The following is a 24,824-nucleotide window of genomic DNA, read 5'->3' as shown; positions in this document are numbered from 1 at the left end:
TACGCAGAAGAAATTACTTCTTCTTATGTCTGTTTTTTCTTAGGCGCTTCTTTCTTTTGTGAGTAGCGATCTTATGTCTTTTTCTTTTCTTTCCGCAAGGCATAGTCTTGTACGTTTATGTTTTAAAAAAATCTTTAACTACTGGTTTAATTTTGCTAGTTCTTCATCAACAGAGGCTGCAAGGGCAGGATCGTTGCTCATGCCTTTTACCTTGTTAAATAAGGCTTTAGCCTCTTCTTTAGCGCCTGTATTGGCCAAAGATAAAGCTAAGTAGAATGTTCCTTCCACATGCTCTGGGTTTACAGAAACTAAATGGCGGAAACGCTCTTCGGCTTTGTCGTACTGGTTAGACTGGATAGAAAGTATACCCAGGTTAAACAGCGCTTTCTGGTTGTTCGGATCCGATGCGATCACCTCACGCAGCAGCGTAATACCCTGCATCGGGTTTGATGTAGCGATGTAGGTCATTGCAACATTTGTCTTCGCATCCAGGTCCGACGGATTGTTTTTAAGCACCTGCTCATACATATTACGTGCTTTGGCACCTAACTCGTTAGCGCGTTGCTGTGTGGCTGCAAATGTAAATGCCTCATAATACGCATCGCCTGCTCTCTTATAGCTTTTTTCGCCACCACGGGCTTTAGCTGCTATTTCGTAATAATAACCGGCACTATCGTGTTTTGAAACAGTAGCATAAGCTGCTGCCAGTTCTGCAGCCAAACGGTTTTTTGTCTGGTCATCAGCTGCTTTATTATACTTGGCACGTGCTGTAGTCAAAGCCAAAAGTTGTTCTGGCGTTGCGCGCGTATGCACGTCTGCGGTGGCTCCTGCCTCTGCACCGTGGTCATGGCCATCATCCTCTGAGTGTCCTTCTGGTACGGCGGCTGCGGTTTCGGCCTTTGCCAAGCTGTCTTTGTCATCATTAACAACTACTTTAGGCAAAAAGAATATAGCGGCTACCATCGCGACAGCTATTATTACAATCAGGATTTGGGACCGTGACATTCTTTTTACCTTTAATAGTTAATCAATAATAACAAATTTGCGCTGCAAAGATACAAAAAATTAAGCAGTAGCTAATTCTTTGATCTTTTTGCTGTTTTTAATCTTCTGGATGAAAGTTTTAGACGGCTTAAAGCTCGGAATAAAGTGCTCATCGATAATGATAGACGTATTTTTAGAGATGTTACGTGCTACTTTTTTCGCGCGCTTTTTGTTCACAAAGCTACCAAAACCTCTCACGTAGATGTTGTTGCCATCAGCCATAGAGTCTTTCACAACCTTGAAAAAAGCCTCTATTGTAGCCTGTACATCCGCCTTATCAATCCCTGTTTTATCAGCAATTTCTGATATTACTTCTGCTTTAGTCACTTTCTTAGATTTTTATAAATTTAATAATAAGATAATTTCCACCAATTATGAATCAGATAGTTACATAAAACTTGCTGATTTTAGGGGCACAAAGGTAGTTTTACTTTTCGATAAGTAAAAGCATTCGTGCAAATTATTACAGGCTGATACTTACCTTTTTAACCTGATAATTTGAATTATTGCAATACCTGTGCCACAAGCCCGATACCATAACGCCCCATGCAGGGTTATATTTCAGGAACCTCCAGGTAATGTCGCGTTCAAAACAAATGATTACATTTACCTGTTCCATCCTGATAGTTTATAAGATAACATATTAACAATATGGCACTTGCGCCAACAGCTCACTTTCCTACCTCTCTGATAAGATGGTACAACCAAAACAAGCGCGCCTTGCCTTGGCGCGACACGACAAATCCATACTTTATATGGTTATCAGAGGTAATACTTCAGCAAACCAGGGTGGCGCAGGGCCTGCCTTACTATTATAAATTCATTCATACTTACCCAACTGTACAGCATCTTGCCGCTGCACAGCAAGACGAAGTTCTTCGCCTGTGGCAGGGCCTTGGATACTACTCTAGGGCGCGCAACATGCACCATACCGCACAGCAGGTAGTGGCGCAGCATGGCGGCAACTTCCCCAATAAGTATGAGAAACTCCTAAAATTAAAGGGTGTGGGCAGCTATACTGCCGCCGCCATTGCCACCTTTGCCTTCGGTGAAAGAGTAGCTGTGCTGGATGGCAACGTATTTAGAGTGCTGGCGCGCGTTTTTGGCATTACAGATGATATTGCAGCGCCCGCCTCGCGCAAGGTGTTTCAAAAACTGGCCGATGAATTGGTCCCTGCTGACGAGCCAGATGTATACAACCAGGCCATTATGGAGTTTGGCGCTATACAATGCACGCCTGTTATGCCAGATTGCCTGTTTTGCCCTTTTCAGCGAACTTGCTTTGCCTTTAACCACGGCATGGTGCAGGAACTACCGGTAAAATCTAAAGCGAAGGCAGCGCGGCCAAGATATTTTCACTACCTGGTGTTTGAGTGGCAAGGGCAATATTACCTGCGCAAGCGATTGGAAGGGGACATATGGCAGGGACTGTACGACTTTTACCTCTATGAAAGCACCGACAAAGTTGTTGACCAAACGTTGCTGCTACAGGAACTTAACGGTGCCGGCATTCCTGTGCAGCCAGCTCAAATAATACCGTCTGCCAAAACGTATAAACACATCCTCAGCCATCAGAAAATAACAGCCCATTTCTACCTGATAAAACTTAAAGATAAACTGCACAGTAATGTAGAACAGGAGGCAAGGCTGGCGCTTTATAACCCCCAAAAAATAGATGAACTTCCGAAGCCTGTTCTTATCAATAACTATTTGAAAGATGCCAGGATTTTAGTACATTTATAAACTGAACTTTTATACCTCTATATTTGTAGTTCAGTAAGCCATATTTGCCTCCGGCTAGGTTGCCGGAGTAGCCCAAATCAATTAACTATTTAAGACAAAAAGACATGGCAAGTGTAAACAAAGTAATTCTTATCGGAAATCTGGGCAAAGACCCTGAAGTACGTCATTTAGAAGGCGGCGTGGCTGTGGCCCGTTTCCCTTTAGCAACATCTGAGTCTTACAAAGACAAGAGCGGACAAAAGCAGGAAAAAACCGAATGGCACAACATTGTTGTGTGGAGAGGCTTGGCTGAAGTAGCTGAAAAATACCTGCGCAAAGGCCAATCTGTTTTTATTGAAGGTAAGATCAGAACAAACCAGTATCAGGACAAGGATGGCAACCAGCGTTACAGCACCGAGATTGTAGCCGACAACATGACTATGTTGGGTGGCCGTAGCGATAACGGAAACGGTGGCGGAGGAAACTACCAGGAAACAGCTTCTTCTACTGCTTCTAGCGGAGGAAACTATGGTGGTAACACATCTGCCAGCCAGAACGACGAGCCAGACGACCTGCCGTTCTAACCAATGTTTGACCCAATTAAGTAATTTTGGAAAGTATAGATTCCGGAGACCCCCTGAGTTATAGTTTACTTCAGTTATTCCAGACGTCGTTTGACCAACTCAGGATTGAATATATAGCGGCAATTTTTGCCGGCTTTATCCTTTTGCTGCTTTCTGCCCTTGTTTCAGGGGCAGAAGCAGCTTTTTTTTCTTTATCAGAACAGGAACTAGAGGAGTGCAAAAACAGCCCGGCACCCGCTGAGCGCACAATCCACAGCCTGCTCCAAAACCCTAGAAAGCTTCTGAACACCCTGCTGGTTTTTAACAATGGCATCAATGTAAGCATCGTTACTTTGTTTGCTTATGTGGCATGGCAAATGTTTGGGACCAAGAGCTTAACAGCAGCTACTTTGGCCGCCTGCGTTTTAACAGCCACATTTTTCATTGTTTTTTTCGGTGAGCTCCTGCCCAAAGTATATGTGCAAACACGCCAGCTGGCAGTTGCACGCCGTACTGTACCGCTCATAAAATACATGCAGTTTGTAGCAAAGCCTTTGTCCGTACTGATGACTGGCATCAGCAACTACATTGATAAGCACTATATGATACGCGGCTACAACCACACCATCGAAGAGTTGCACCATAGCCTTGATGTAGCTCTGACCAATGAAGAGACATCACCGGAGGAGCGCAAGATTTTACGAGGCGTGGTAAACTTTGGTGCAATATCTGTAAAGCAGATAATGCGGCCCCGCGTAGATATCGTGGCCTTCAATTCCAACACGAAGCTGCCGGACCTTCTACCTCAGATTGTTAAATGGGGATATTCCCGCGTGCCGGTTTATACCAAAGACACAGACAGGATTGATGGTATACTTTATGTAAAAGACCTGTTGCCTTACCTGGACCAGAGCGATGACTTTAACTGGTTAAGGCTGCTGAGACCTCCTGTCTTTGTGCCGGAAAATACACGAATCGCTGATTTGTACCAGCAGTTTAAAGAGAAGCACGTGCACATGGCAATTGTGGTTAATGAGTATGGCGCTACTGCCGGCTTGCTAACCCTTGAAGACATTGTAGAAGAAATAGTGGGCGAGATAAACGATGAATTTGATGAGGATGATGACATTATCTACTCTCAATTAGACGAAAATACCTATATCTTTGACGGCAAAACATCCCTCCACGACTTCCTTAAGATAACAGAATTACCTTTTGATGCTTTTAATGAAGTTAAGGGCGAGAACGAAACTGTAGCAGGCTTAATGCTGGCACTTTTCTCACGGATACCGCGCGTAGGCGAAGAAGCAAAGTATGGCCGTTTCCACTTTACTATAGAATCAGCTGACGTTAAGCGTATAAAACGAGTAAAAATCAATGTTAAAAACAAAAAAGAACACTACCATAAAGTTAGCTAAGCTTAAGCTGTTGATGTGGTTTGGCTTAGCGGCTAGTATGGTAGCTTGCGGAGCTGAGTATACACCAAAACCAAAAGGCTATAACCGGATCGATCTGCCAGCGCAAACTTATCAGCAGCTGCAGGAGGATCATCCCTATACTTTCGAGTTTTCAAAACATGCTAAAATCCGCCCAGATTCTTCGTCTATTGCTCAACCGCATTGGATTAATGTGCTTTACACAGGTATGGGAGCCAACGTGCAGCTTACCTACAAAAGCCTAAACAACAACCAGAAGATGCTGAACGACCTGATTGAGGATGCACGCAAGCTAACAGGTAAGCACCAAATCAAAGCATATTCGATTGAGGAAACTGAAGTAAAAACGCCCTCGGGAGCAGTAGCATCAGTTTTTGAATTGGAAGGTGAAGTGCCAAGCCAGTTTCAGTTCTATGTTACCGACTCTACCACACATTTTTTAAGAGGCGCCCTATACTTCAGAACTGCCACACAAAACGATTCCCTGGCTCCTATTATAGAGTTTGTAAAAAAGGATATCGTGCATATGCTGAATACCCTTAAGTGGAAAGAACAAAATGCCACTAATTAATTCGTCTGATCAGTAAGCAATACATGAGAAAGCCCCTGCAGTAATTTATACTTCAGGGGCTTTTGCTTAAATTTGTAATCTGTACTTGCCATACTTTCACCTTAAGCAAGCCAAAGCGTGAGCAACTTCTTCCATACTAAGATAGAATTTCTGAAAGGCGTAGGACCAATGCGCGCAGAGCTGCTCCAGAAAGAGTTGCAGATCTTCACGTACGGCGACCTGATACAGCACTACCCTTTCCGCTACCTGGACCGGACTCAATTTTACAAAGTGTCTGAGCTGGATGAAAGCATGCCTTATGTGCAGGTGCGCGGACGGGTGCGTGGCAAAGAGCTGATAGGCGAAGGCAGAAAGCAACGCCTGGCGGCTACGCTTGTAGATGAGAACGGTGACCAGCTGGAACTGGTGTGGTTTAAGGGTGTGAAGTGGATGGAGAAATCGCTGAAGAACCACACAGACTATATTGTGTTTGGCAAGCCTACAGAGTTTAATGGGCGCTTTAGCATGGCGCACCCCGACCTGGAGGAATTAGCTGAAGAAAAACAAACTACCTCCTTTCTGCAGCCGGTTTACAACACCACCGAAAAGCTAAAGGCTCACCGGATAGATAGCAAAGTCATCAGCAAAATGATGGAGCATTTGCTGAAAGTGGCTGTACCCAACATTCAGGAAACCCTTTCTCCTGACCTGATAGACCATTACCGCCTTACCGATAAACGCAGCGCACTTATCAACATACACTTTCCGCAGTCTACAGAAAAGTATAATGCGGCTAAGTTCAGGTTAAAGTTTGAAGAACTTTTTTACATACAACTGCGCCTGTTCCGGCAAAAGGTAGTGCGCAAGGCTGACCTGAAAGGACAAATATTCAGAAACACCGCCACCCTTACCGACTTCTACAAAAACCATATGACCTTTGACCTGACCAATGCGCAGAAGCGGGTTATAAAGGAAATATATGCTGACCTGACAGCCGGCAAACAGATGAACCGCCTGCTACAGGGGGATGTAGGCTCGGGTAAGACAATCGTGGCTTTTATAACCATGCTGATAGCCGCAGACAATGGAGCGCAGTCGGTGCTGATGGCACCAACCGAGATTCTGGCCGACCAGCATTATGTAGGATTAAAAGCCTTTGCCGACAGGCTAGGTATAAACCTGGGGAAATTAACCGGCTCTACCAAAACAAAAGACCGCAAGGTTTTGCACGAGCAACTGCGCTCCGGCGATATGAAAATGATTGTGGGCACGCATGCACTACTGGAGGATGTGGTGCAGTTCCAAAATCTGGGCCTCTGCATTGTGGATGAGCAGCACCGTTTTGGAGTAGAGCAGCGCTCCAAACTGTGGCGCAAGAACCCGCGCGTTATCCCGCACGTGCTCGTAATGACGGCCACTCCGATTCCCCGTACTCTGGCCATGACTTTATATGGCGACCTGGATGTATCCGTGATAGATGAGTTACCAGCCGGCCGTAAAGAGATTGTTACAGTACACCGCTTCGATTCGCACCGCCTGCGCGTGTTCCAGTTTATACGGGAGCAGATAAAGCTCGGCAGGCAGGTATACATCGTGTACCCGCTTATAGAGGAGTCGGAGCAGATGGAGAACTACAAAGACCTGATGGATGGTTTTGAAAGCGTGCAGCGCGCCTTTCCGGAGTATAAGGTAAGTATGGTGCACGGCAAAATGAAGCCACAGGACAAAGATTATGAAATGCAGCGCTTCGTAAACCACGAGACGCAGATAATGGTGGCCACAACTGTAATTGAGGTAGGTGTAAACGTACCAAATGCATCTGTAATGGTAATAGAGAGTGCAGAGCGCTTTGGATTGTCGCAGTTGCACCAGTTGCGCGGGCGTGTAGGCCGGGGTGCCGAGCAAAGCTACTGTATACTCATGACCGGCTATAAACTAAGCAAGGACAGTAAGACCAGGCTGGAAACAATGGTACGCACCAACAATGGCTTCGAGATAGCCGACATCGATCTGAAGCTTCGCGGCCCCGGCGACCTGATGGGTACACAGCAAAGCGGCGTGCTGGACCTTTTAATATCGGATCTGGCTAAAGATGCACCTATACTTCAGGAGGCACGTGCGGCAGCACAGCGTGTACTGGAACAAGACCCACAGTTAGAGCAGCCGCAGCACACCAACATCCGCAGGCATATACAATCGCTTAGCGCCAATGCCGTAAACTGGAGTAGAATAAGCTAAGCTTAACAGGTGTGCACATCTAAAGTACCTGTAGTTTAATACAGGCCATAACTCAGAAGCTATAGCTACAGAAGCAACTGAACGCTGTTTTCTAACGCTCAAAGAAGATTATTGGTAAGATTGGTGTTTTGTAAAAGTTAATTCTTCCCTACATCCCTCTATTTTTAGTGATTGCTTCGTTAAAAGTTTCTTTGTTTTCCTCCGACTCGCTGAGCTGGTCAGGTTGCTGTTTGAAATTTGTAAAAGAACTCTTTACGCTGCCGGTTTTCACAGTTGCTGTTGCTATCTCACTTTCTTTTGTTAGTTTGCTCAGGAGGATTATCCCCATAAACAAAAAGAGTTTGAGAATAGATTTCATATATAAAGTATATGGTTTGATGTACCGGTTAAAGCTTGAGCAAGTTTTTGTACCCGGCCTTTATTTGGTGAAAGCCTGTAAACACAAACTCTATACTACTAATTACAATGCCAACGCACTCTAAGTTTAGCTATATTTTGATATGACGATTTGTTGTTGATTCTTTTCCTTGCAAGAGTTCCACGAGAAACAATAGTTAAAGCGTTATACTCTTTAATTCTGATACAGGAGCAGCTGCAGCAACACCTTCCTGCTAAACCATGCCCTTTAAAAGTGTTGTAAGTATAAGCTATGGCATGTACTTTAGCATAGCTTACACCAATCAGCTAAAGCAGGTAAAATAAACATCCTTAATAAGAAGTTTATACTTTGATACTCGTACCGTATATTTAGGTGTTGCTAACAAATTTATACTTCCCTTGAAAAAGCTTCTCATCCTAAACTTTTTGTTTCTGTGCTTTCTTTGTTCTTCGCAGCACATTTACGCGCAATCTAAAACGAAAGCCTCAACAGATTTTACTTATTTACCTGAGAAAGGCGAAGACCAGTATAACCAGCGTATAGCACAAAAGACCATCCCGCTATCGCAAAATGAGTTTATTATACTTAGCCGCCAGAGCGCAAACAGTTATTCTGTAGAGAAGTACAATACCGCGCTTAAACCAGCATGGCAAGCCGATATACCTTTAGCAGGCACCGAAACAGTAGAAGCCTTTTATAAATCTGATGCAGCAGCCTTTGTTATCACGCGCAGAGCAAACGAAACTACGCAGCAGCTTTTCGGCCACCGCATCAATCTGCAAACTGGGCAGAAACAGGAGGCATTTTTACTCGTAGAGGCACCAGCAAAAGGGCGTAGAGCAAGTATAGCCGCCTCGGCAGATGGCACTAAATTATTAGCTTACCGCTACCATACCGATAACAATCACCAGATAAAGGATATCAGCAGCATACTTTATGATAGCAACTTCCAGAAAGCAACAGAAACCAAGTATAACCTAAGTGATGTGCTGGGTATACTTACAGCTGATGTTAAGGTGGGTAATAACGGCGAGCAGTACGTTTGCCTTATCTCAGAAGACATGAACCGCCTGACGGTGCGGCAGTATAAACCAGGTGCACCAACAGCTAAAGTTATGAGTGTATTGGTAGGTGGCGTATACGGCGGACAAAAAGTATACATACTGGACTCTAAATTTGAGTTAATGCCTAACAACACACTTTATGGCGCTGTATTAACGGCAGAAGAAGCAGGAGGCAAATACCACAGCCTTAAAGCCGTTAAATTTGATTTTGAGGCTGAAGACATGGTTTTTGCCGAAGAGTTTAAATTTACGCCAGAATATGTAGCCAAAGTAACCGCTACGGATAAAAGCAATACAACCAAACGTCTCGAGGATATCTACCTCTCCGACCTCTTTTTATCCGAAAATGGCAACCTGACTGTAATTGCGGAGAAGAAGTATACCGAGGGCGGTGAGAACGCGCCATACTTTGCTAAAGACCTGCACCTGTTTACCTACGACGAATACATGGGTACTGCCTGGAGCTCGGTGCTGCTAAAAAACCAGCAGGCACCCGCAGACGAGGCTTTTACAGGTATCTCGTACAATGCTTATTTAAGCAACAACACTTTAAACCTGCTAACTTTAGAAGAGCTTGAAGGGAAGTATGATTTATACTTGCGCCAGATAGATACGAAGACCGGCAAAACAACTGCCCCCAAAAGTGTACGCCTGAATGTAGCCAACGACAAAGAACAGGCATATGTAAAGAGCTTCACAACCTGGCTTACCGACAAAAATATTATAACAGTAGTGCGCCCAAGCAAAAAAGCAAATGGTTTACGCCTTAGTCACATTCAGCTAAAGTAATCCTAAAAGTATATCTGCCGTTTATGCTTTTGTGTTGGTAAGTTAGTATGTCCTAGTTTTTTTGTAAAAGACGCCAGCTACAGGCACATGTGCGATAACCCCACGTAGTTAACGATATCCACATACATATTAAACTCTTTGCGGGAGCCATCCAGCACGCCTAGTTTATCTACTTTATATGTATTCATGGCTGACCATGGCATCCAACGCACAACTTTTTTATGCAGCAGCATGTAGCGGTTGATAGCCACTTCGAGTTGATAGCACTTTAGTTTTTGCCTTAGTATCTGCGCCAGGTCAGCGGTTTTAAGGATGCGCTCACCGGATAGCAACACATCGCTGCGATACCACTTCACAAACCAGGGCGAGTTGATGCGGCGCATGATAATCATATCAACAGCAGTATACTTTTGGTAGGCTTCAAGGGCTGCCTCCAGCTCATCCTGCCTCAGGTACTGCAAGTCAGCATCTATCATCAGTAAAGTATCGTGCCGCACATACTGCAGGCCATGCCTTATCGCTTCTGTTTTTCCTTTGTTATGCTGTAACCGGATTACTTCTACTGCGGGCCAATGTGCTTTGATGAAGCCTGAAGTACCATCTGTAGAACCATCATCTATACAAACAACTTGATTTATGTACCTTGACCTAGTTACTACGTTTAACACCCCCGCTATTCGCTCACGCTCATTAAAACAAGGTATAAGGCAGCTTACATTCATAGACAAGTACTTAAAACTAATAGTGTAATTATCACAATACGTAAAAGCGGCTACGGCCTTTGCCTTATCCAAGTATAAATTCTGATTCAAGAGTTTTATACTTCCCTTTTGATGTAGATACTAAAACAAAAAAGGCTTCCTCCTAAAGAGAAAGCCTTTCAAAACTATAAATGGTCAAAAATTAATAAGCGTATTCGTTTGCCTCTATCAGGGCGGCAGCTATACGGCGGCGCGCTTCTTTCGTGTTATAAAGGTCTTTTTTAGTGAAGCGCTTCAGGCCCATGAACAACAGTCGCTGCTCATCTCCCTCAGCCATAGAGGCGATTGCTTCTTTACCAGCTATAAACGAAGCATCCACGGCATCATTCAGGACTACTTTTGCTATGTCAATCTGGTTGGCTACCGCTTCCTCGCCTTTCATACCGATCAGTTTCTCCACACGTAGCAGCGTAGATTCGGCTACGTAAGTTTTGATAGCCATATCGGCAATGTTCATCAGCACTTCCTGCTCTTTCGCCAGCGACTGCATGTATTTCTGAACGGCTGTGCCTGCTACTAAAAGTATAGCTTTTTTCAGGTTACGGATCGCTTTATACTCTGCAGTAAAAATGCCGCCTTCTTCTTCCGCACCAAAATCCGGAATGGCCATCAGTTCGTTCTGTACGTTCTGCGCAGGTCCCATCAGGTCAAGCTCTCCGTTCATGGCTTTCTTCAGGATCATATCCACGGTAAGCATGCGGTTGATCTCGTTTGTACCTTCAAAAATGCGGTTGATACGCGAGTCGCGGTACGCGCGGTCCATTGGGTAGTCGGCTGAGAAACCATAACCACCATAGATCTGCACGCCTTCGTCTACTACATAATCCAGCACTTCAGAGCCTTCCACTTTCAGCATGGCGCACTCTACGGCAAATTCGCGGGCAGCACCAAGTAGCGCTTCGTTCTCGTCTTTGCCGGCTGCCATCAGTTCCTGCTCCATGCGGTAAATATCCATACCGGCACGATACTGCGCCGACTCTACAGCGTAAATTCTGATGGCCTGCTCTGCCAGTTTGTAACGGATAGCGCCAAACTTGGAAATTGGCAGTTTAAACTGATGACGCTCATTGGCATACTTCACAGATAGGCTTGCTACGCTCTTAGATGCACCCAGCGTAGCAGCGCATAGTTTAATACGACCAATGTTCAGGATGTTAAAAGCGATCAAATGGCCTTTACCGATCTCGCCCAGCACGTTCTCTTTCGGTACTTCGCAGTCTGTTAAGAAAACCTGGCGGGTAGATGAGCCTTTGATGCCCATTTTATGCTCTTCGTTACCAAGGCTTAATCCCGGGTAATCTTTCTCGACTATAAATCCGGTAAACTTTTCACCATCTACCTGCGCGAAAACAATGAATACATCTGCAAAGCCTGCATTTGTGATCCACATTTTCTGACCGTTCAATATATAATGCGTACCGGCTTCGTTTAGAAAGGCTTTGGTTTTAGCTGCCAGGGCATCAGAACCAGAACCTGGCTCCGTTAAGCAGTAAGACGACATCCACTCGCCGCTTACCAGTTTTGGCACATACTTCTGCTTCTGCTCTTCAGTACCGAAGTATAAAATAGGCAATGTACCGATACCTGTGTGCGCCGCGAAAGCAACCGGGAACGAATGCCCCCCACCTACTGACTCTGTTACAAGGAGAGCTGTATTGAAATCCATGTTCAGACCACCGTACTGCTCTGGCACAGATACAGCAAACAGCCCAAGCTCACCTGCCTTTTTCATCAGGTTCTCCATCAGGCCTTCTTCATGGTTATCCAGTCTTTCCAGTAGCGGATGTACTTCTTCCTGCACAAAGTCCAGACAGGTCTGGGCCATCATGCGCTGCTCTTCGTTAAATTCTTCCGGGATAAATACGTCCTGCGGATTCGTTTCCTTTATCAGGAACTCACCACCTTTTAGTATTGCGGTCTTATTCTGAGTTTCCATGGATTGTATGTTTTAAGATTCTAGATACAGTTATAGTTAGTTTTGTTATGTTGGTTTTGCTGGCACAAGTGCTGGCGCGGGTTTGTAACCCGTGACTTTTTATAATGTCGGATTTGTAATCCTAATGGGCCAGAGGCCCAGCTATAGTTCGTCACGAGCGAAGACGCTCGCGCCATAAATCGCTTTTACTTCAGTAATTCGTAAATTCCAGCAACACCCTGGCCACCACCAACGCATGCGGTTACCATGCCATACTTCTTGCCTAAACGGCGAAGCTCGTGGAACTGCTGTATACTAAGCTTCGCACCAGAGCAGCCCAGCGGGTGACCAAGCGCAATAGCACCGCCACTTATGTTCAGTTTAGCCGGATCGAAATCAAGGTGGCGCATTACAGCGATTGATTGCGCTGCAAAAGCTTCGTTCATTTCGATCAGGTCAATGTCGTTTAGTGTCATGCCAGCCATTTTAAGTGCTTTCGGAACAGCCGCTATTGGGCCCATGCCCATTATGCGTGGATCAATACCACCAGTTGCATAGCTTACCATTCGGGCAATTGGCTCCAGGTTCAGCTCTTTCACCATGCGCTCACTCATCACGATCACGAAGGCAGCGCCATCTGATGTCTGAGAAGAGTTACCGGCTGTTACCGAACCACCTGCTGCGAATACCGGCTTCAATCTTGCCAGCGCTTCCATAGAGGTATCAGCGCGTGGACCTTCATCAGTATCGACAACGTAAGTGCGGGTTTTCTTTTTGCCGTTCTCATCCAGGTAAGTTTCCTCTACCGTTATCGGAACGATCTGCTCTTTAAAGTAGCCGTTTTTGATCGCGTTAATAGCTTTCTGGTGAGAGTTATAAGCAAACTCATCCTGGTCTTCGCGGGTAACATTATAGTCTGCAGCCACGGCTTCAGCAGTTAAGCCCATGCTCAGGTACCAGTCAGGGTTATTCTTCGCGATGTTATAGTTCGGTACAGTCTTCCAACCAACTGTTGGCACTAATGACATTGATTCCGTACCACCGGCAACTATACAGTCAGCCATACCAGCTGCAATGCGGTTTGCGGCAATAGCTATAGTCTCCAAACCAGACCCGCAGTAACGGTTCACCGTCATACCTGAAACGGACATTGGCAAAGACAACAGCGAGATCATACGACCGATCTGAAGGCCTTGCTCAGCTTCCGGCACAGCGTTACCAACTATAAGGTCGTCAACGCGCTCAGGGTCTAAACTTGGTACAGAAGCCATTAAATGTTTGATGACATCAGCGGCCAGGTCATCAGGTCTGGTGAACCGAAATCCGCCACGGCCGGCTTTACCCACGGCGCTACGAAATCCGGCTACGATATATGCATTGTTCATTTTGATGCTCTTTTATAGTTTATACTATCAGCTATACTTTCTATTCTATTTTGTTATCCTTTCAGAGTTCTTGCTGGTCTGTTATCAGTAGCTTACGCTTAACCTCCCTTCTACCAAGTTTCTTTCAGAATGACAATGAGTAGGTTTCGTTCTAAGTGTACTGTCATACTGACTTCTACTTTCACTCCACTACTACTCTTTTGTCATCTTGTAAAGATCTTGGTGACTGGGAGATGCAAGCTTATTTAATCATCAACCTTCAGAAACTGTAGGTATGGATTTTCACTTTTGATAAGCTCTACCTTCTTATCCCGGCTTAACAGCTTAAGTTCTTTCTCCCGCTCTATAGCATGCTCTACATAAGTATAGCGCTCATAGTACAGGAGTTTATAACAGTAATAGCGGCCGGCGAATGTTTCAGGCTTTCCCCTGTTTTCCTTATGCTGCTGTAGCCTAACTACTAAGTCATTCGTCACACCAACATATAGCACCGTTTTTCCCGGATTAGTAATGATGTAGACGAAGTAGTTATGACTTTTCATAGCTAAGGCTTAACCTCCCTTCAACCAAGATCCTTTCAGGATGACAAAGAACGTGGGCTACTTTTAGCCCATTAAGCAATTTAATTTCTCAGCGGCTTGCCTGTGGTCAGGATGCTCTGGATACGCTCCAGCGTTTTGCGCTCACCTGTCAGCGACAGGAAGGCCTCACGCTCCAGGTCCAGCAGGTACTGCTCGCTTACCTCTGTTGGGGCAGACAAGTCACCGCCGCACATCACATAAGCCAGTTTCTGAGAGATCTTCAGGTCGTGCTCCGACATGTAACGGCCGGTAAACATGGCATTAGCACCTGTCAGGAACATACCTAAACCACCTTTACCCTGTACCCTTATATCTGTGCGCTGCACAGGTTTGGTATACCCAGCTTCTGCCATAAGTATAGCCTGTGCTTTAGCATCAGCTATCAGGCGGTTGCTGTTTATAGTTATACCATCCGATTTGCGCATAAAGCCCAGGTCCACCGCTTCTTTAGCCGACGTAGATACCTTTGCCATACCAATATTCAGGAATGCGTTTTTGAGGTCATTGTACTCGATGTCTCCTTCAGCATACATATCAGCAGCACGTAGCGTCATTTCTTTTGTACCGCCACCGCCTGGTATCAGGCCAACACCAAACTCCACCAAACCCATGTAGGTTTCAGCAGATGCTTGTATATGGTCGACGTGCAGGTTAAGCTCGCAGCCACCGCCCAGCGTTAAGCCATGTGGCGCACCCACTACAGGTATAGCCGAGTAACGCATGCGCATCATAGTGTTCTGGAACTGGCGGATGATCATGTTCAGCTCATCGTAATCCTGATCCAAAGCATACATGTAGATAAGGCCAACATTGGCACCTGCAGAGAAATTAGCTCCCTGGTTACCAACTACCATACCACGGAAATCTTTTTCGGCCAGCTCTATACCTTTGTTCAGCGCCATGATCACGTCGCCGCCCATGGTGTTCATTTTGGTATGGAACTCTACGTTCAGAATGCCATCACCTAGGTCGGTTATAGTTGCGCCGGTGTTTTTCCAGATCACGTTGTTTCCACGTAGGTTCTCCAGTATAATGAAGTTCTCGGCACCTGGTATGGCTTTGTATTCTTTGCTCTGGATGTCGTAGTAGCGGCGAGTGCCGTTCTCTACAATGTAGAAAGACTCTTTGCCGCTGTTCAGCATTTCTTCTACCCAGGCTGCCGGCTGATAACCGTTCTCTATCATACGCTGCACACCCTCGCGGGCACCAATGGCATCCCAGTATTCAAACGGACCAAGCTCCCAGCCAAAGCCGGCACGCATAGCATCGTCTATTCTGTATAGTTCGTCAGATATCTCAGGGATGCGGTTACTCACGTACTGGAACAGACCGTAAAGGGACTCATTAAAGAACTGTGCGGCTTTATCGTTTTGTTTGGAGAAGGCCTTGATGCGTTTCTTCAGGTCCTCGATCGGCTTCAGTACTTCCAGGCTCTGGAACTTAGGGCGCTGCTTTGGCCCGTACTCCAGCGTGTTCAGGTCCAGCGTCAGGATCTCGGTTTTGCCTTTGGCGTCTTTGGTCTTTTTATAGAAGCCCTGACCAGTTTTATCGCCCAGCCATTTGTTCTCCACCATCTTCTGCAGGTAGTCCGGCAACTGGAACAGCTCTCTTGATTCGTCTTTCTCGCCTGTCTGGTACAAGCCGTTTGCTACGTTAGCCAGTGTATCCAGACCAACCACATCCAGCGTTCGGAAAGTAGCCGACTTTGGACGACCGATGATAGGACCGGAGATTCTGTCTACTTCATCCACGTTCAGCCCCAGCTTGTTCATTACCTGCAAGCCCTGCATAATGGCGTAAATACCCACGCGGTTGGCAATGAAGGCAGGCGTATCCTTGGCCAGTACGGTTGTCTTCCCTAAGTATAAATCACCGTAGTGCATCAGGAAATCCACTACACTTTGGTCCGTTTCCGGTGTAGGAATGATCTCGAGCAGCTTGAGGTAGCGTGGCGGGTTAAAGAAGTGGGTACCGCAGAAATGTTTCTTAAAATCATCGGAGCGTCCTTCCAGCATCATGTGGATCGGGATGCCCGAGGTGTTAGACGAGATCAGCGTGCCCGGCTTGCGGTGCTGCTCCACCTGGTCGTACACCAGTTTCTTTATCTTCAGGTTCTCTACTACCACCTCTATGGTCCAGTCGGCGGTAGCGATGTCCTTCATATTATCCTCAAAGTTGCCCGTCTGTATCAGGCTAGCATCTGACTTGCGGTAGATCGGCGACGGATTGGAGTTGATGGCCGCTTTCAGCGAACTATCTACGATGCGGTTACGCACGGCTTTGTTTTCCAGCGTCAGGCCTTTTGTCTCCTCGTCGGGCGTCAGCTCTTTGGGTACGATGTCGAGCAGCAGCACCTGCACCCCGATGTTGGCAAAGTGGCAGGCAATACGCGAGCCCATTACACCGGAACCCAGCACGGCTACTTTCTTTATTATTCTCTTCATAGAATAGCTATGGTTGTCTATGGTTTAAAAGATATCTTTATTCTCAATCATGCCCTGTATGCGGCTACACACGCTGAAAAAGGTGTCCAGTTCTTGCTCAGGTATAGCCTCGCGTACTTTATTGTTAAACTGCTTCACCGTTATCCGGGAAACCTCTTTCTTCTTCAGGCCCTCTTCAGTCAGGAAAATACGTACCAGTCGCTTATCAGTAGGATCAGAAACTTTATAGATTAGCTTTTTCTCTTCCATACTTTTAAGTATACGGGTAAGGCTACGTGCTTCTAAACCAAGCAAGGGCGCAATTTTGGTAGCAGGCGTACCAAGTTCCTGATCTATGTTTAACAGCACGAAACCAATGGACGTGGTAATGTCGTTTTTGGCAGCTTCTGTATTATACATGCGTGAAATGGCATGCCAACATACCTTAAAGTTATAATCTACTGTTTCTTCTGGCTTCATAGGCAAACATTGGTATATACCAAATATAGAAAATAAATGTTATGCTTGCATACTATTTTGACATATTTTTTTCTGCCCAAGGCAAGCAAGCGCATAACTGCCAAAGCAGTATTATATGTATGCATACTTTTGAAGATAGTTACATAAAAAAAGCCTACCTCTGTTAGAGATAGGCTTTAAATGTGCTTAAACCGCACTTACTACTGAAAGTAACTGAAAAATAACTTATTACAACTTGCAGCTACTATACTTATGGTTCTAGAACATACTGTCGATAATGTTCTTGTAATTAGAGGTAATAACCTTCCGCTTTATACTTAGTTTAGCTGTAAGTTCTCCGGTTTCGATAGTCCATGCCTCTGGCAGCAACCTGAATTTCTTGATGGTTTCGTACTGCGCAAGGGTTTCGTTTGCTTTATCCACCTCACGCTGAAACTTATCCAATATCTCAGGCTTAGTGATCATCTCGGCATCAGAAGTATAAGCTATCCCTTTATGCTGGCAATAATCCTGCAAACCGGCAAACGAAGGAACAATAAGCGCCGCGGCATACTTCTGCCCTTCTCCTACTACCATTGCCTGCTCGATTACCACAGACTCCTTCAGCTTGTTCTCGATGGCCTGTGGCGCTACATATTTACCACCTGAAGTCTTGAACATTTCTTTTTTACGATCTGTAATCTTCAGGAATTTACCCTCTACTAGCGTACCAATATCACCAGTATGGAACCAACCATCCTTATCAATAACCTCCGATGTCAGGTCAGGGCGCTTGTAGTAGCCTTTCATTACATGAGGTCCACGGGTTAGGATCTCACCGTCTTCTTCAGCAATTTTTACTTCAACACCATCTATAGCCATACCTACAGTACCTATAACATTATTTTCCGGCTCAAAACGGTTAACTGAAATCACAGGAGAGGTCTCGGTAAGGCCGTAACCCTCCATCACCCTGATATTAGCAGACCAAAACACACGAGCCAGGCGAGGTTGCAAGGCAGCGCCACCTGATACCACCACTTTCACATTGCCGCCTAATGCTTCGCGCCATTTGCTGAAGATAAGTTTATTAGCTAATTCCAGTTGCTTGTTGTACCACCAGCCCTGGTCTTCGCGGGTGTCATACTTTAAGCCCAACTCTAGTGCCCAGAAGAAAAGCTTACGCTTAGCGCCTGTCAACTCCATGCCTTTGGCTACAATTTTATCATATACTTTCTCGAGCAGGCGTGGCACCGTTGTAAATACATGTGGTTGTACCTCTTTCAGGTTGTCCGCTACCTTTTCTATACTTTCGGCATAGTAAATTGATACTCCGATGCGCATGTATAAGTAAAGCAGCATGCGCTCAAATATATGGCAAAGCGGCAAAAAGCTTAATGCCCTGTGCTCTCTGCCTACTGGCACGTAAGGCATGGTGCCTCTTACGTTGCTCATAATGTTATCGTGCGTCAGCATTACTCCTTTTGGATTGCCGGTTGTGCCCGAAGTATAAATCAGCGTCAGGATGTCGTCTGGCTTTACGGCTGCCTTTAATGGCTCCAGTTGCGCCACATCTTCTTTCTCGCCAAGCTCCAGCACTTCGCTCCAATGCTTCGCTCCTTGTATCTTGTCAAAAGTATAAATCTCCTGAACACTATCAAGACCTTCGGTAGCGGCGCTTACTTTATGATATAAAGAGGCATCTGCTACAAAAACGATCTTAACCTCCGCGTCCTGAAATATGTACCTGTAATCCTCAACTGTGATAGTTGGGTACATCGGCACGCTGATTGCGCCAATCTGCTGTATACCAAAGTCTGCAAAAACCCACTCCGGACGGTTAAAAGAAACGATTGCCACCTTATCTTCTTTGCCAATACCTAATTTGAGAAGACCAAGACTGATTTTATTTGCATAGTCCTGCACATCCCGTGTAGTGTGTTTTACCCAAACGCCATCTACTTTGGCAGCAAGGCAGTCAGGTTGTGGAGCATTTGCTAGTTGATGAGGCAGCAGATCTAAAGTACGGGTTATTTCCATTGTGTTTCAGTTAAGGAGTCAGTTTAGATATAGCGGTTTAGCTACTTAAATATAATAGTTGCGGCTATTCTATATGCATTTTAGGCATTTTTTTTCAATTGTGCCATGCACGCAAGTATAATATTTAATAAAACTTATATTTTTAGGATGTAAAAACGATATTTTATGAAAGCAGCAGAAACGCTGCTTTTTTAGTATTTTTGGTTTCTCCAGACGCAAAGCATGAATCTTTCTATATTTTTTGAGCCGCTAAACGAAGACGTTTTTGTAACGCTTAGTAAACCACGCACATTAGGTGCCTACATTAACCGCTTTGTAAGCAAGTTCCCGGATTGGCGATCGGCAGACATCGCTCTAATCGGCATACACGAAACCCGCGGACTTACCGGCGCAGAAACAATGGAAACAACACCAGCTGCATCGCCGGCGCGCGCCGTTCGCAAAAAACTTTACGGTTTGCTAAAAGGCACCGGCCGCTGCCATATTGCCGACCTGGGCAACCTGAGGCCTGGCATAACGCTAGACGACACCTACCTGCGCCTGAAAGAAATAGTAGAGGTACTGATTTCTCATAATACTATACCCATCATTATTGGGGGCACCCACGACCTTGAGTACGGGCAGTACCTTGGTTACGAGCACCTGGACCGTGTAGTGAATATGGTAACCGTAGACAGCAGCGTAGACATGACAGAAGATTTGGAAGCACCTGCAAATAAAAAGCAATTGCGCCAGATACTCATGCACGAGCCCAACTACCTTTTCAGTCTCGGCCAGATCGGTTACCAATCATACTTGGTAGAGCCAGAGGTAATGGCCACGCTCGAAAAACTGCACTTTGAATCGTACCGCGTTGGGGAGGTGCACCGAAGCGTTCAGGAAATGGAACCTGTTGTACGTGTGGCAGATTTGCTCACATTCGATATATCTGCAATAAGACACCAAGATGCGCCTGGCTATGAGCCCGCCAACCCCTTTGGCCTAACAGGCGAAGAGGCCTGCCAGCTTTGCTGGTACGCCGGCCTGAACGACCACCTTACCTCGCTGGGTATTTATGAGTATAACCCGGAGCTTGATAACCGTGATCTAACCGCCACTACTGTTGCCACCATGATCTGGTACTTTATAGAAGGTTATTACCACCGCAAAAACGAAGTAGACTTTAGTGGCAAGCACTTCACCAAGTATGCTGTAGCCTTCACAGAGGACAACCCAGACCGTATGATCTTTTACAAGAGCAAACACAGCGAAAAATGGTGGCTGGAGGTAGAGGCGCTCAGCAACGACAAAGGCAACCGCATTGTGCCATGCAGCTACGAAGATTACCTGCAAGCCATTAACGGCGAGGTACCTAACCGCTGGATACTCACGCAAGCCAGAATAGGCTAACTGGAAATGTACTATTTTGTTCTTTGAAAAGGGGAGCAATATTTATACTTTGTAGGCCTTATATCTAAACAACTGCATAAAAGTGGCATTTACTAAAGCTGCTTTCAACTGCATTAAACACAAGCATGGACTTACCTGAATATACTTTACAGCAGTTGGCCTCGCGCAACGGGCAAGACCGTGATGAAGTATGGGTAGCCTATAAAGGTATAATTTATGATGTCAGGAAGTCGAGGTTATGGCGCAACGGCAACCACTACGAACATTGGGCAGGGCAGGACCTTACCGAAGAGTTAAAAGATGCGCCACATACTGAATATGTTTTTGATAAATTTGAAGCGATAGGCTTGGTAAAAAACTCCGTATACCGTAATAGTATCACGTAAATACTACCAGACTATCATAATTAACTGGAATACTTTTACTTTTAAACTATGATCTTAATCGCTGACAGCGGCTCCACCAAAACTGACTGGCGCCTGGTTACGGCCACAGAAACATTTGACCAGGTACAAACTATCGGTTTCAACCCAATGTACCAGGACGCTGACCAGATTTATCAAGCCCTGCACGACACGCTGCTGCCTCAATTAAAGGAGAAAACACCAGAAGCCATTTACTACTACGGCGCGGGCTGCAGCTCCCCGGAACGTAATAAGCGCGTAGAAGACGCCCTGAAATTAGCGTTCCCCGCTTCTGAGATCCATGTAGACCATGACTTAATGGGGGCTGCACGCTCTTTATGCGGCCACAAACCTGGTATTGCCGGTATATTAGGCACAGGCTCCAACTCCTGCTTGTATGACGGAAAAGACATTGTGGATAATGTGCCTTCGCTTGGCTTTTTGCTAGGCGATGAGGGCAGCGGAGCGTATATGGGTAAGTTACTGATCAAAGCATATCTGTACCGTGAGCTTCCGGATGAATTGGCTCAATCACTAAAGAACCGCTTTAATTTAACCAAAGACGGAATTTTAGATGAAGTATATGGCAGTACCGTACCTAGCCGTTACATGGCATCTTTTGCAAAATTTATGCACGAGAAACGCCAGCACCCGGTAATTAAAGCCATGATCTATGAGAACTTCTCCGAGTTCTTTGAATGCCACATTACCAAATACGATAAATTTGCTGAACTGCCGGTGCACTTTGTGGGCTCCATTGCTTACCATTTTTCGGATACCCTGAAGCAGGTGGCAAAAAAATACGGTATTACCCTGGGCCGGATATTAAGCACGCCAAGCGAGGGCATGATACTTTACCACCAGGAGTTGCTGCAGGCGTTTGGCACTCCTAACAGCACAAAATAGAATAGAGGTTACCGTTTTTACATTACTTTAAGCATACCCATGTCTACTACCGAGTCGGCTTCTTATTACGATAGCCTGGAGCAAATGAGCATCCGGGAGCTATTGAACAACATAAACCGCGAAGACAAAACGGTTCCGATAGCCATTGAAGCCGCCATACCACAACTAGAACGGTTAGTAGAAGCTACTGTAGCAAAGCTACAAGAAGGAGGGCGCTTGTTTTATATTGGTGCCGGTACAAGCGGTCGCTTAGGGATAGTGGATGCTTCAGAATGCCCTCCAACGTATGGCGTACCACATGGCATGGTAGTGGGCCTGATAGCAGGCGGCGACACAGCCATCCGGAAAGCAGTCGAGTTTGCTGAAGACGACGAAGCACAAGCTTGGAAAGACCTGCAGCAACACAACATCACTTCTAAAGACATTGTGGTGGGTATAGCCGCATCTGGCCGAACTCCCTATGTGATAGGAGGCATGAAAGAGTGTCGTGCGCAAGGTATTACTACAGGTTGCATTGTTTGCAATGCTGGTAGTGCTGTAGCAGCTGAGGCAGATTATCCTGTAGAAATAGTTACAGGCCCTGAGTTTGTAACCGGTAGCACCCGCATGAAAGCCGGCACAGCACAAAAACTTGCCTTAAACATGCTTACCACTTCTGTTATGATAAAGCTTGGCAGGATAAAGGGCAATAAAATGGTAGATATGCAGCTATCTAATGTGAAGCTCGTTGACCGGGGCACACGAATGGTGATGGAAGAGTTAAACCTTACACGGCCAGAGGCGGCTGCATTGCTAAAGAAATTCGGGAGTGTGCGGGCTGCTATGGAGGCTTATAAAAACGGTAACGAGTGTAGTTAATAAAAAAGCGGGAGTAACAGCCTACTTGCTTTTACTCCCGCCTAAGTATAAGTCAACTCTAGTTATTCTGCATCTGCAACAACAAAACGCTCCATCATTATTTTAGCGGCTTCTGTGCTTGGCACCTGGTAGTTTACCACAGACCAATCGTAGTTTAGCTTAAACCGCTTATCATCCATACTATAAAGCACTTTCTTCTTGTAATCTTCCAGCGTTTCAAGCCCTAACTTCTTTCGGCGCGCATTTATACTTTCTGTCTCTTTTGCAGAGCGTTTTTCTTCCAGGTAACGGTCCATGTTACGCAGCGGCTTCTTATCCTCGCAGGTGTTGCAGCTAACTTTTACAAAAGCCTTAGAGCCATACTTACTTGCACCTGCCTGCTGCTCCAGCAAGTAAGCTGCTGCTTGCGGGCTGATCCTGCCCTGCTGCACAGCCTCTTTTAGAACTCCTGTAAAATCATGTCCCTTTCTGGCTTTTGTCTGGCGCTGTATAATTATACTAAAGCGCGGCAAATGCTCCAGCGTATCTCCTACTCCTACCAGCGACTCGCCTGGAAAACCATACTTCTCTACCCACGCCAGAAACTGCTCTGTGTTGGCTTTTTCTATTTTACGAAGAGTGTCACCATATACTCGCAAACCTCCTTCAGCCTGTCTGAAGTACTGATCCCGGGCATAAAGCTCATCAAGGTCGGCGCGCAGGTCCAGGTTTACCTGCCTGTCGTACTGCTTCCGGTACTTTGGGTACTTGCGTTTAAATTTTCGCCATTGCTTTGTGGTTTTCAACGAATCGAAAACCGGCTGCTTTCCTAAGTAATCTATACTTACGCCTTTTGTTGCCAGCTGCTCCAGGTATACCACAGATTGTTTTTTATCTTTCAATAGCATCGCGCAAACTGCTGCATTATAATAATCGCGGGCAAAAGGGCTTGGTACCGCCTTAAATGCCGCCTGGTATAACGTCAAGGCTGTAGCATAATCCTTCTGCAGTATGCTTAACTCCGCCTGGTTGATAGTTGGATAATATTCTTTAGTATAATCTGTATCATTGGCAGAAACCGTGGTTGCCAAAAGCAAAAAAAGCAGCAATGCAGCAGAACGGATAAGCGTAAAAAAATTGTTTATCATGATAGAAATCAGGTTTTAAAGGAGCGAATTAATCAATTGGTACAAGTATAACGTTGTTTTACCTCTATCGCTTATATTTTAAAAACGGTTTCGGCCAGATTAGTTTCATACTTTAAATTTAAGCTAAAAGCATCAACTTTGCCGGTGCCTTTAAAGTAAAGTAAGCAGATGCACTATAGCGTCTGCCAGTATCAACAGAATATTTATGCACGAGATAGAACCCTTTTATAATTGGCTAGAGCATTACACAGCTTCTGAAGACCCACGCTCACCATTATTTGGAGCAGAAAATAACCTTTTGTCCTACACCAATACCATATACGGCTACTACATCCATCCGCAATGGGACGATATTGACTCTGAGACACTTTTTATAAAAATACTTTTTGCGGACTACGATCTGGGGTTTGCCGTGATTGAGTTTATCGGAGAGTGGAACGACACGTTGAACAACGACATCATGAGCCTGAAACGCAACATTATTGACCCGTTAGTGGCTGAGGGCATCAAGCATTTTATACTTATCGGCGAGAATGTCTTTAACTTTCATGGCTCCGACGACTCGTATTACGAAGAATGGTTTGAGGACGTGGAAGAAGGCTGGATTGCAGCACTTGGCTTCCGCGATTTTGTACTGAGCGAGATGCGCAACTTCAACTTAGACTCTTATATAAACTCTGGTGGCAACCTAGACGATATTTATTGGCGCACTTATACTCCCAAGCGTTTATTTGCCTTAGTAAACAGCCTGATACAAAAACGGCTGGGGCCTTAGCCTATAAAAACAGAAA

22 protein-coding genes are annotated in these 24,824 nt (G+C 45.5%); 11 read left to right on the top strand and 11 right to left on the bottom strand.

Annotation, left to right across the window (positions count from 1 at the left end; all coding sequences use genetic code 11):
- Positions 1-138 precede the first annotated feature (138 nt).
- Together Q1A23_RS18270 and Q1A23_RS18265 are read right to left on the bottom strand one after the other, a co-directional pair.
- Entirely contained in the window at positions 139-1,005 is an 867-nt protein-coding gene (locus Q1A23_RS18270) for a tetratricopeptide repeat protein (protein ID WP_299826104.1), read from the bottom strand.
- 60 nt (positions 1,006-1,065) lie between these two features.
- A complete protein-coding gene (locus tag Q1A23_RS18265) occupies positions 1,066-1,371 on the bottom strand; it encodes an HU family DNA-binding protein (RefSeq protein ID WP_187068752.1) in 306 nt (101 codons plus the stop codon).
- A 324-nt stretch (positions 1,372-1,695) separates the two neighbouring features.
- Between Q1A23_RS18265 and mutY the strand changes: the two genes are divergently transcribed.
- From mutY to recG, 5 genes are all read left to right on the top strand, one after another.
- Positions 1,696-2,787 carry an A/G-specific adenine glycosylase gene (gene mutY, locus Q1A23_RS18260; RefSeq protein WP_299826101.1) on the top strand — a complete coding sequence of 364 codons (1,092 nt, stop codon included), beginning with the start codon at positions 1,696-1,698 and terminating at the stop codon, positions 2,785-2,787.
- A gap of 104 nt (positions 2,788-2,891) precedes the next feature.
- On the top strand, positions 2,892-3,350 hold the full coding sequence (locus Q1A23_RS18255) for a single-stranded DNA-binding protein (RefSeq protein ID WP_299826099.1): 459 nt from the start codon (positions 2,892-2,894) through the stop codon (positions 3,348-3,350).
- Positions 3,351-3,376: 26 nt separating this feature from the next.
- Complete coding sequence (gene gldE / locus Q1A23_RS18250; RefSeq protein ID WP_299826097.1) at positions 3,377-4,747, top strand: gliding motility-associated protein GldE; 1,371 nt, start codon at positions 3,377-3,379, stop codon at positions 4,745-4,747.
- A gap of 13 nt (positions 4,748-4,760) precedes the next feature.
- Positions 4,761-5,336 (top strand): gliding motility lipoprotein GldD, encoded by a 576-nt coding sequence (gene gldD, locus Q1A23_RS18245; protein WP_299826200.1) that lies wholly within the window; start codon positions 4,761-4,763, stop codon positions 5,334-5,336.
- Between the two features lie 117 nt (positions 5,337-5,453).
- Complete coding sequence (gene recG, locus Q1A23_RS18240) at positions 5,454-7,553, top strand: ATP-dependent DNA helicase RecG (protein WP_299826096.1); 2,100 nt, start codon at positions 5,454-5,456, stop codon at positions 7,551-7,553.
- Positions 7,554-7,701: 148 nt separating this feature from the next.
- On the opposite strand, the gene Q1A23_RS18235 is transcribed toward recG, so the two are convergent.
- On the bottom strand, positions 7,702-7,911 hold the full coding sequence (locus tag Q1A23_RS18235) for a hypothetical protein (RefSeq protein WP_299826094.1): 210 nt from the start codon (positions 7,909-7,911) through the stop codon (positions 7,702-7,704).
- Positions 7,912-8,330: 419 nt separating this feature from the next.
- On the opposite strand from Q1A23_RS18235, the gene Q1A23_RS18230 reads away from it, so the two are divergent.
- On the top strand, positions 8,331-9,785 hold the full coding sequence (locus tag Q1A23_RS18230; protein WP_299826092.1) for a hypothetical protein: 1,455 nt from the start codon (positions 8,331-8,333) through the stop codon (positions 9,783-9,785).
- 77 nt (positions 9,786-9,862) lie between these two features.
- On the opposite strand, the gene Q1A23_RS18225 is transcribed toward Q1A23_RS18230, so the two are convergent.
- The 7 genes from Q1A23_RS18225 to Q1A23_RS18195 all read right to left on the bottom strand — a co-directional run bounded on the left by Q1A23_RS18225 (position 9,863) and on the right by Q1A23_RS18195 (position 19,349).
- A complete protein-coding gene (locus Q1A23_RS18225; protein WP_299826090.1) occupies positions 9,863-10,597 on the bottom strand; it encodes a glycosyltransferase family 2 protein in 735 nt (244 codons plus the stop codon).
- Positions 10,598-10,688: 91 nt separating this feature from the next.
- Positions 10,689-12,482, bottom strand: a complete 1,794-nt coding sequence (locus tag Q1A23_RS18220; protein WP_299826088.1) for an acyl-CoA dehydrogenase family protein — start codon at positions 12,480-12,482, stop codon at positions 10,689-10,691.
- A 185-nt stretch (positions 12,483-12,667) separates the two neighbouring features.
- Positions 12,668-13,846 (bottom strand): acetyl-CoA C-acyltransferase, encoded by a 1,179-nt coding sequence (locus Q1A23_RS18215; RefSeq protein WP_299826086.1) that lies wholly within the window; start codon positions 13,844-13,846, stop codon positions 12,668-12,670.
- Between the two features lie 245 nt (positions 13,847-14,091).
- A complete protein-coding gene (locus Q1A23_RS18210) occupies positions 14,092-14,388 on the bottom strand; it encodes a GIY-YIG nuclease family protein (RefSeq protein ID WP_299826085.1) in 297 nt (98 codons plus the stop codon).
- Positions 14,389-14,468: 80 nt separating this feature from the next.
- Positions 14,469-16,871: a 3-hydroxyacyl-CoA dehydrogenase/enoyl-CoA hydratase family protein gene (locus tag Q1A23_RS18205; protein ID WP_299826083.1), complete on the bottom strand. Its 2,403-nt coding sequence runs from the start codon at positions 16,869-16,871 to the stop codon at positions 14,469-14,471.
- Between the two features lie 24 nt (positions 16,872-16,895).
- Positions 16,896-17,330, bottom strand: a complete 435-nt coding sequence (locus tag Q1A23_RS18200) for a MarR family transcriptional regulator (RefSeq protein WP_299826081.1) — start codon at positions 17,328-17,330, stop codon at positions 16,896-16,898.
- 258 nt (positions 17,331-17,588) lie between these two features.
- On the bottom strand, positions 17,589-19,349 hold the full coding sequence (locus Q1A23_RS18195) for a long-chain fatty acid--CoA ligase (RefSeq protein ID WP_299826079.1): 1,761 nt from the start codon (positions 19,347-19,349) through the stop codon (positions 17,589-17,591).
- Positions 19,350-19,571: 222 nt separating this feature from the next.
- Between Q1A23_RS18195 and Q1A23_RS18190 the strand changes: the two genes are divergently transcribed.
- The 4 genes from Q1A23_RS18190 to murQ all read left to right on the top strand — a co-directional run bounded on the left by Q1A23_RS18190 (position 19,572) and on the right by murQ (position 22,906).
- Positions 19,572-20,738 carry a formimidoylglutamase gene (locus Q1A23_RS18190; RefSeq protein ID WP_299826077.1) on the top strand — a complete coding sequence of 389 codons (1,167 nt, stop codon included), beginning with the start codon at positions 19,572-19,574 and terminating at the stop codon, positions 20,736-20,738.
- 125 nt (positions 20,739-20,863) lie between these two features.
- Positions 20,864-21,124, top strand: a complete 261-nt coding sequence (locus Q1A23_RS18185; protein WP_299826075.1) for a cytochrome b5 domain-containing protein — start codon at positions 20,864-20,866, stop codon at positions 21,122-21,124.
- 48 nt (positions 21,125-21,172) lie between these two features.
- On the top strand, positions 21,173-22,048 hold the full coding sequence (locus Q1A23_RS18180) for a hypothetical protein (protein ID WP_299826073.1): 876 nt from the start codon (positions 21,173-21,175) through the stop codon (positions 22,046-22,048).
- A 39-nt stretch (positions 22,049-22,087) separates the two neighbouring features.
- Positions 22,088-22,906 (top strand): N-acetylmuramic acid 6-phosphate etherase, encoded by an 819-nt coding sequence (murQ, locus tag Q1A23_RS18175; protein ID WP_299826072.1) that lies wholly within the window; start codon positions 22,088-22,090, stop codon positions 22,904-22,906.
- 62 nt (positions 22,907-22,968) lie between these two features.
- Here murQ and Q1A23_RS18170 read toward each other — a convergent pair whose 3' ends face one another.
- Positions 22,969-24,033 (bottom strand): hypothetical protein, encoded by a 1,065-nt coding sequence (locus tag Q1A23_RS18170; protein WP_299826070.1) that lies wholly within the window; start codon positions 24,031-24,033, stop codon positions 22,969-22,971.
- Between the two features lie 205 nt (positions 24,034-24,238).
- Between Q1A23_RS18170 and Q1A23_RS18165 the strand changes: the two genes are divergently transcribed.
- Entirely contained in the window at positions 24,239-24,808 is a 570-nt protein-coding gene (locus tag Q1A23_RS18165; RefSeq protein WP_299826069.1) for a hypothetical protein, read from the top strand.
- The last annotated feature ends 16 nt before the right edge of the window (positions 24,809-24,824 follow it).

This window comes from uncultured Pontibacter sp., from assembly GCF_947492645.1.
Classification (GTDB): domain Bacteria; phylum Bacteroidota; class Bacteroidia; order Cytophagales; family Hymenobacteraceae; genus Pontibacter.
Note: the sequence above shows the minus strand (reverse complement) of the source record. Positions and strands in the feature narration are given on the sequence as shown.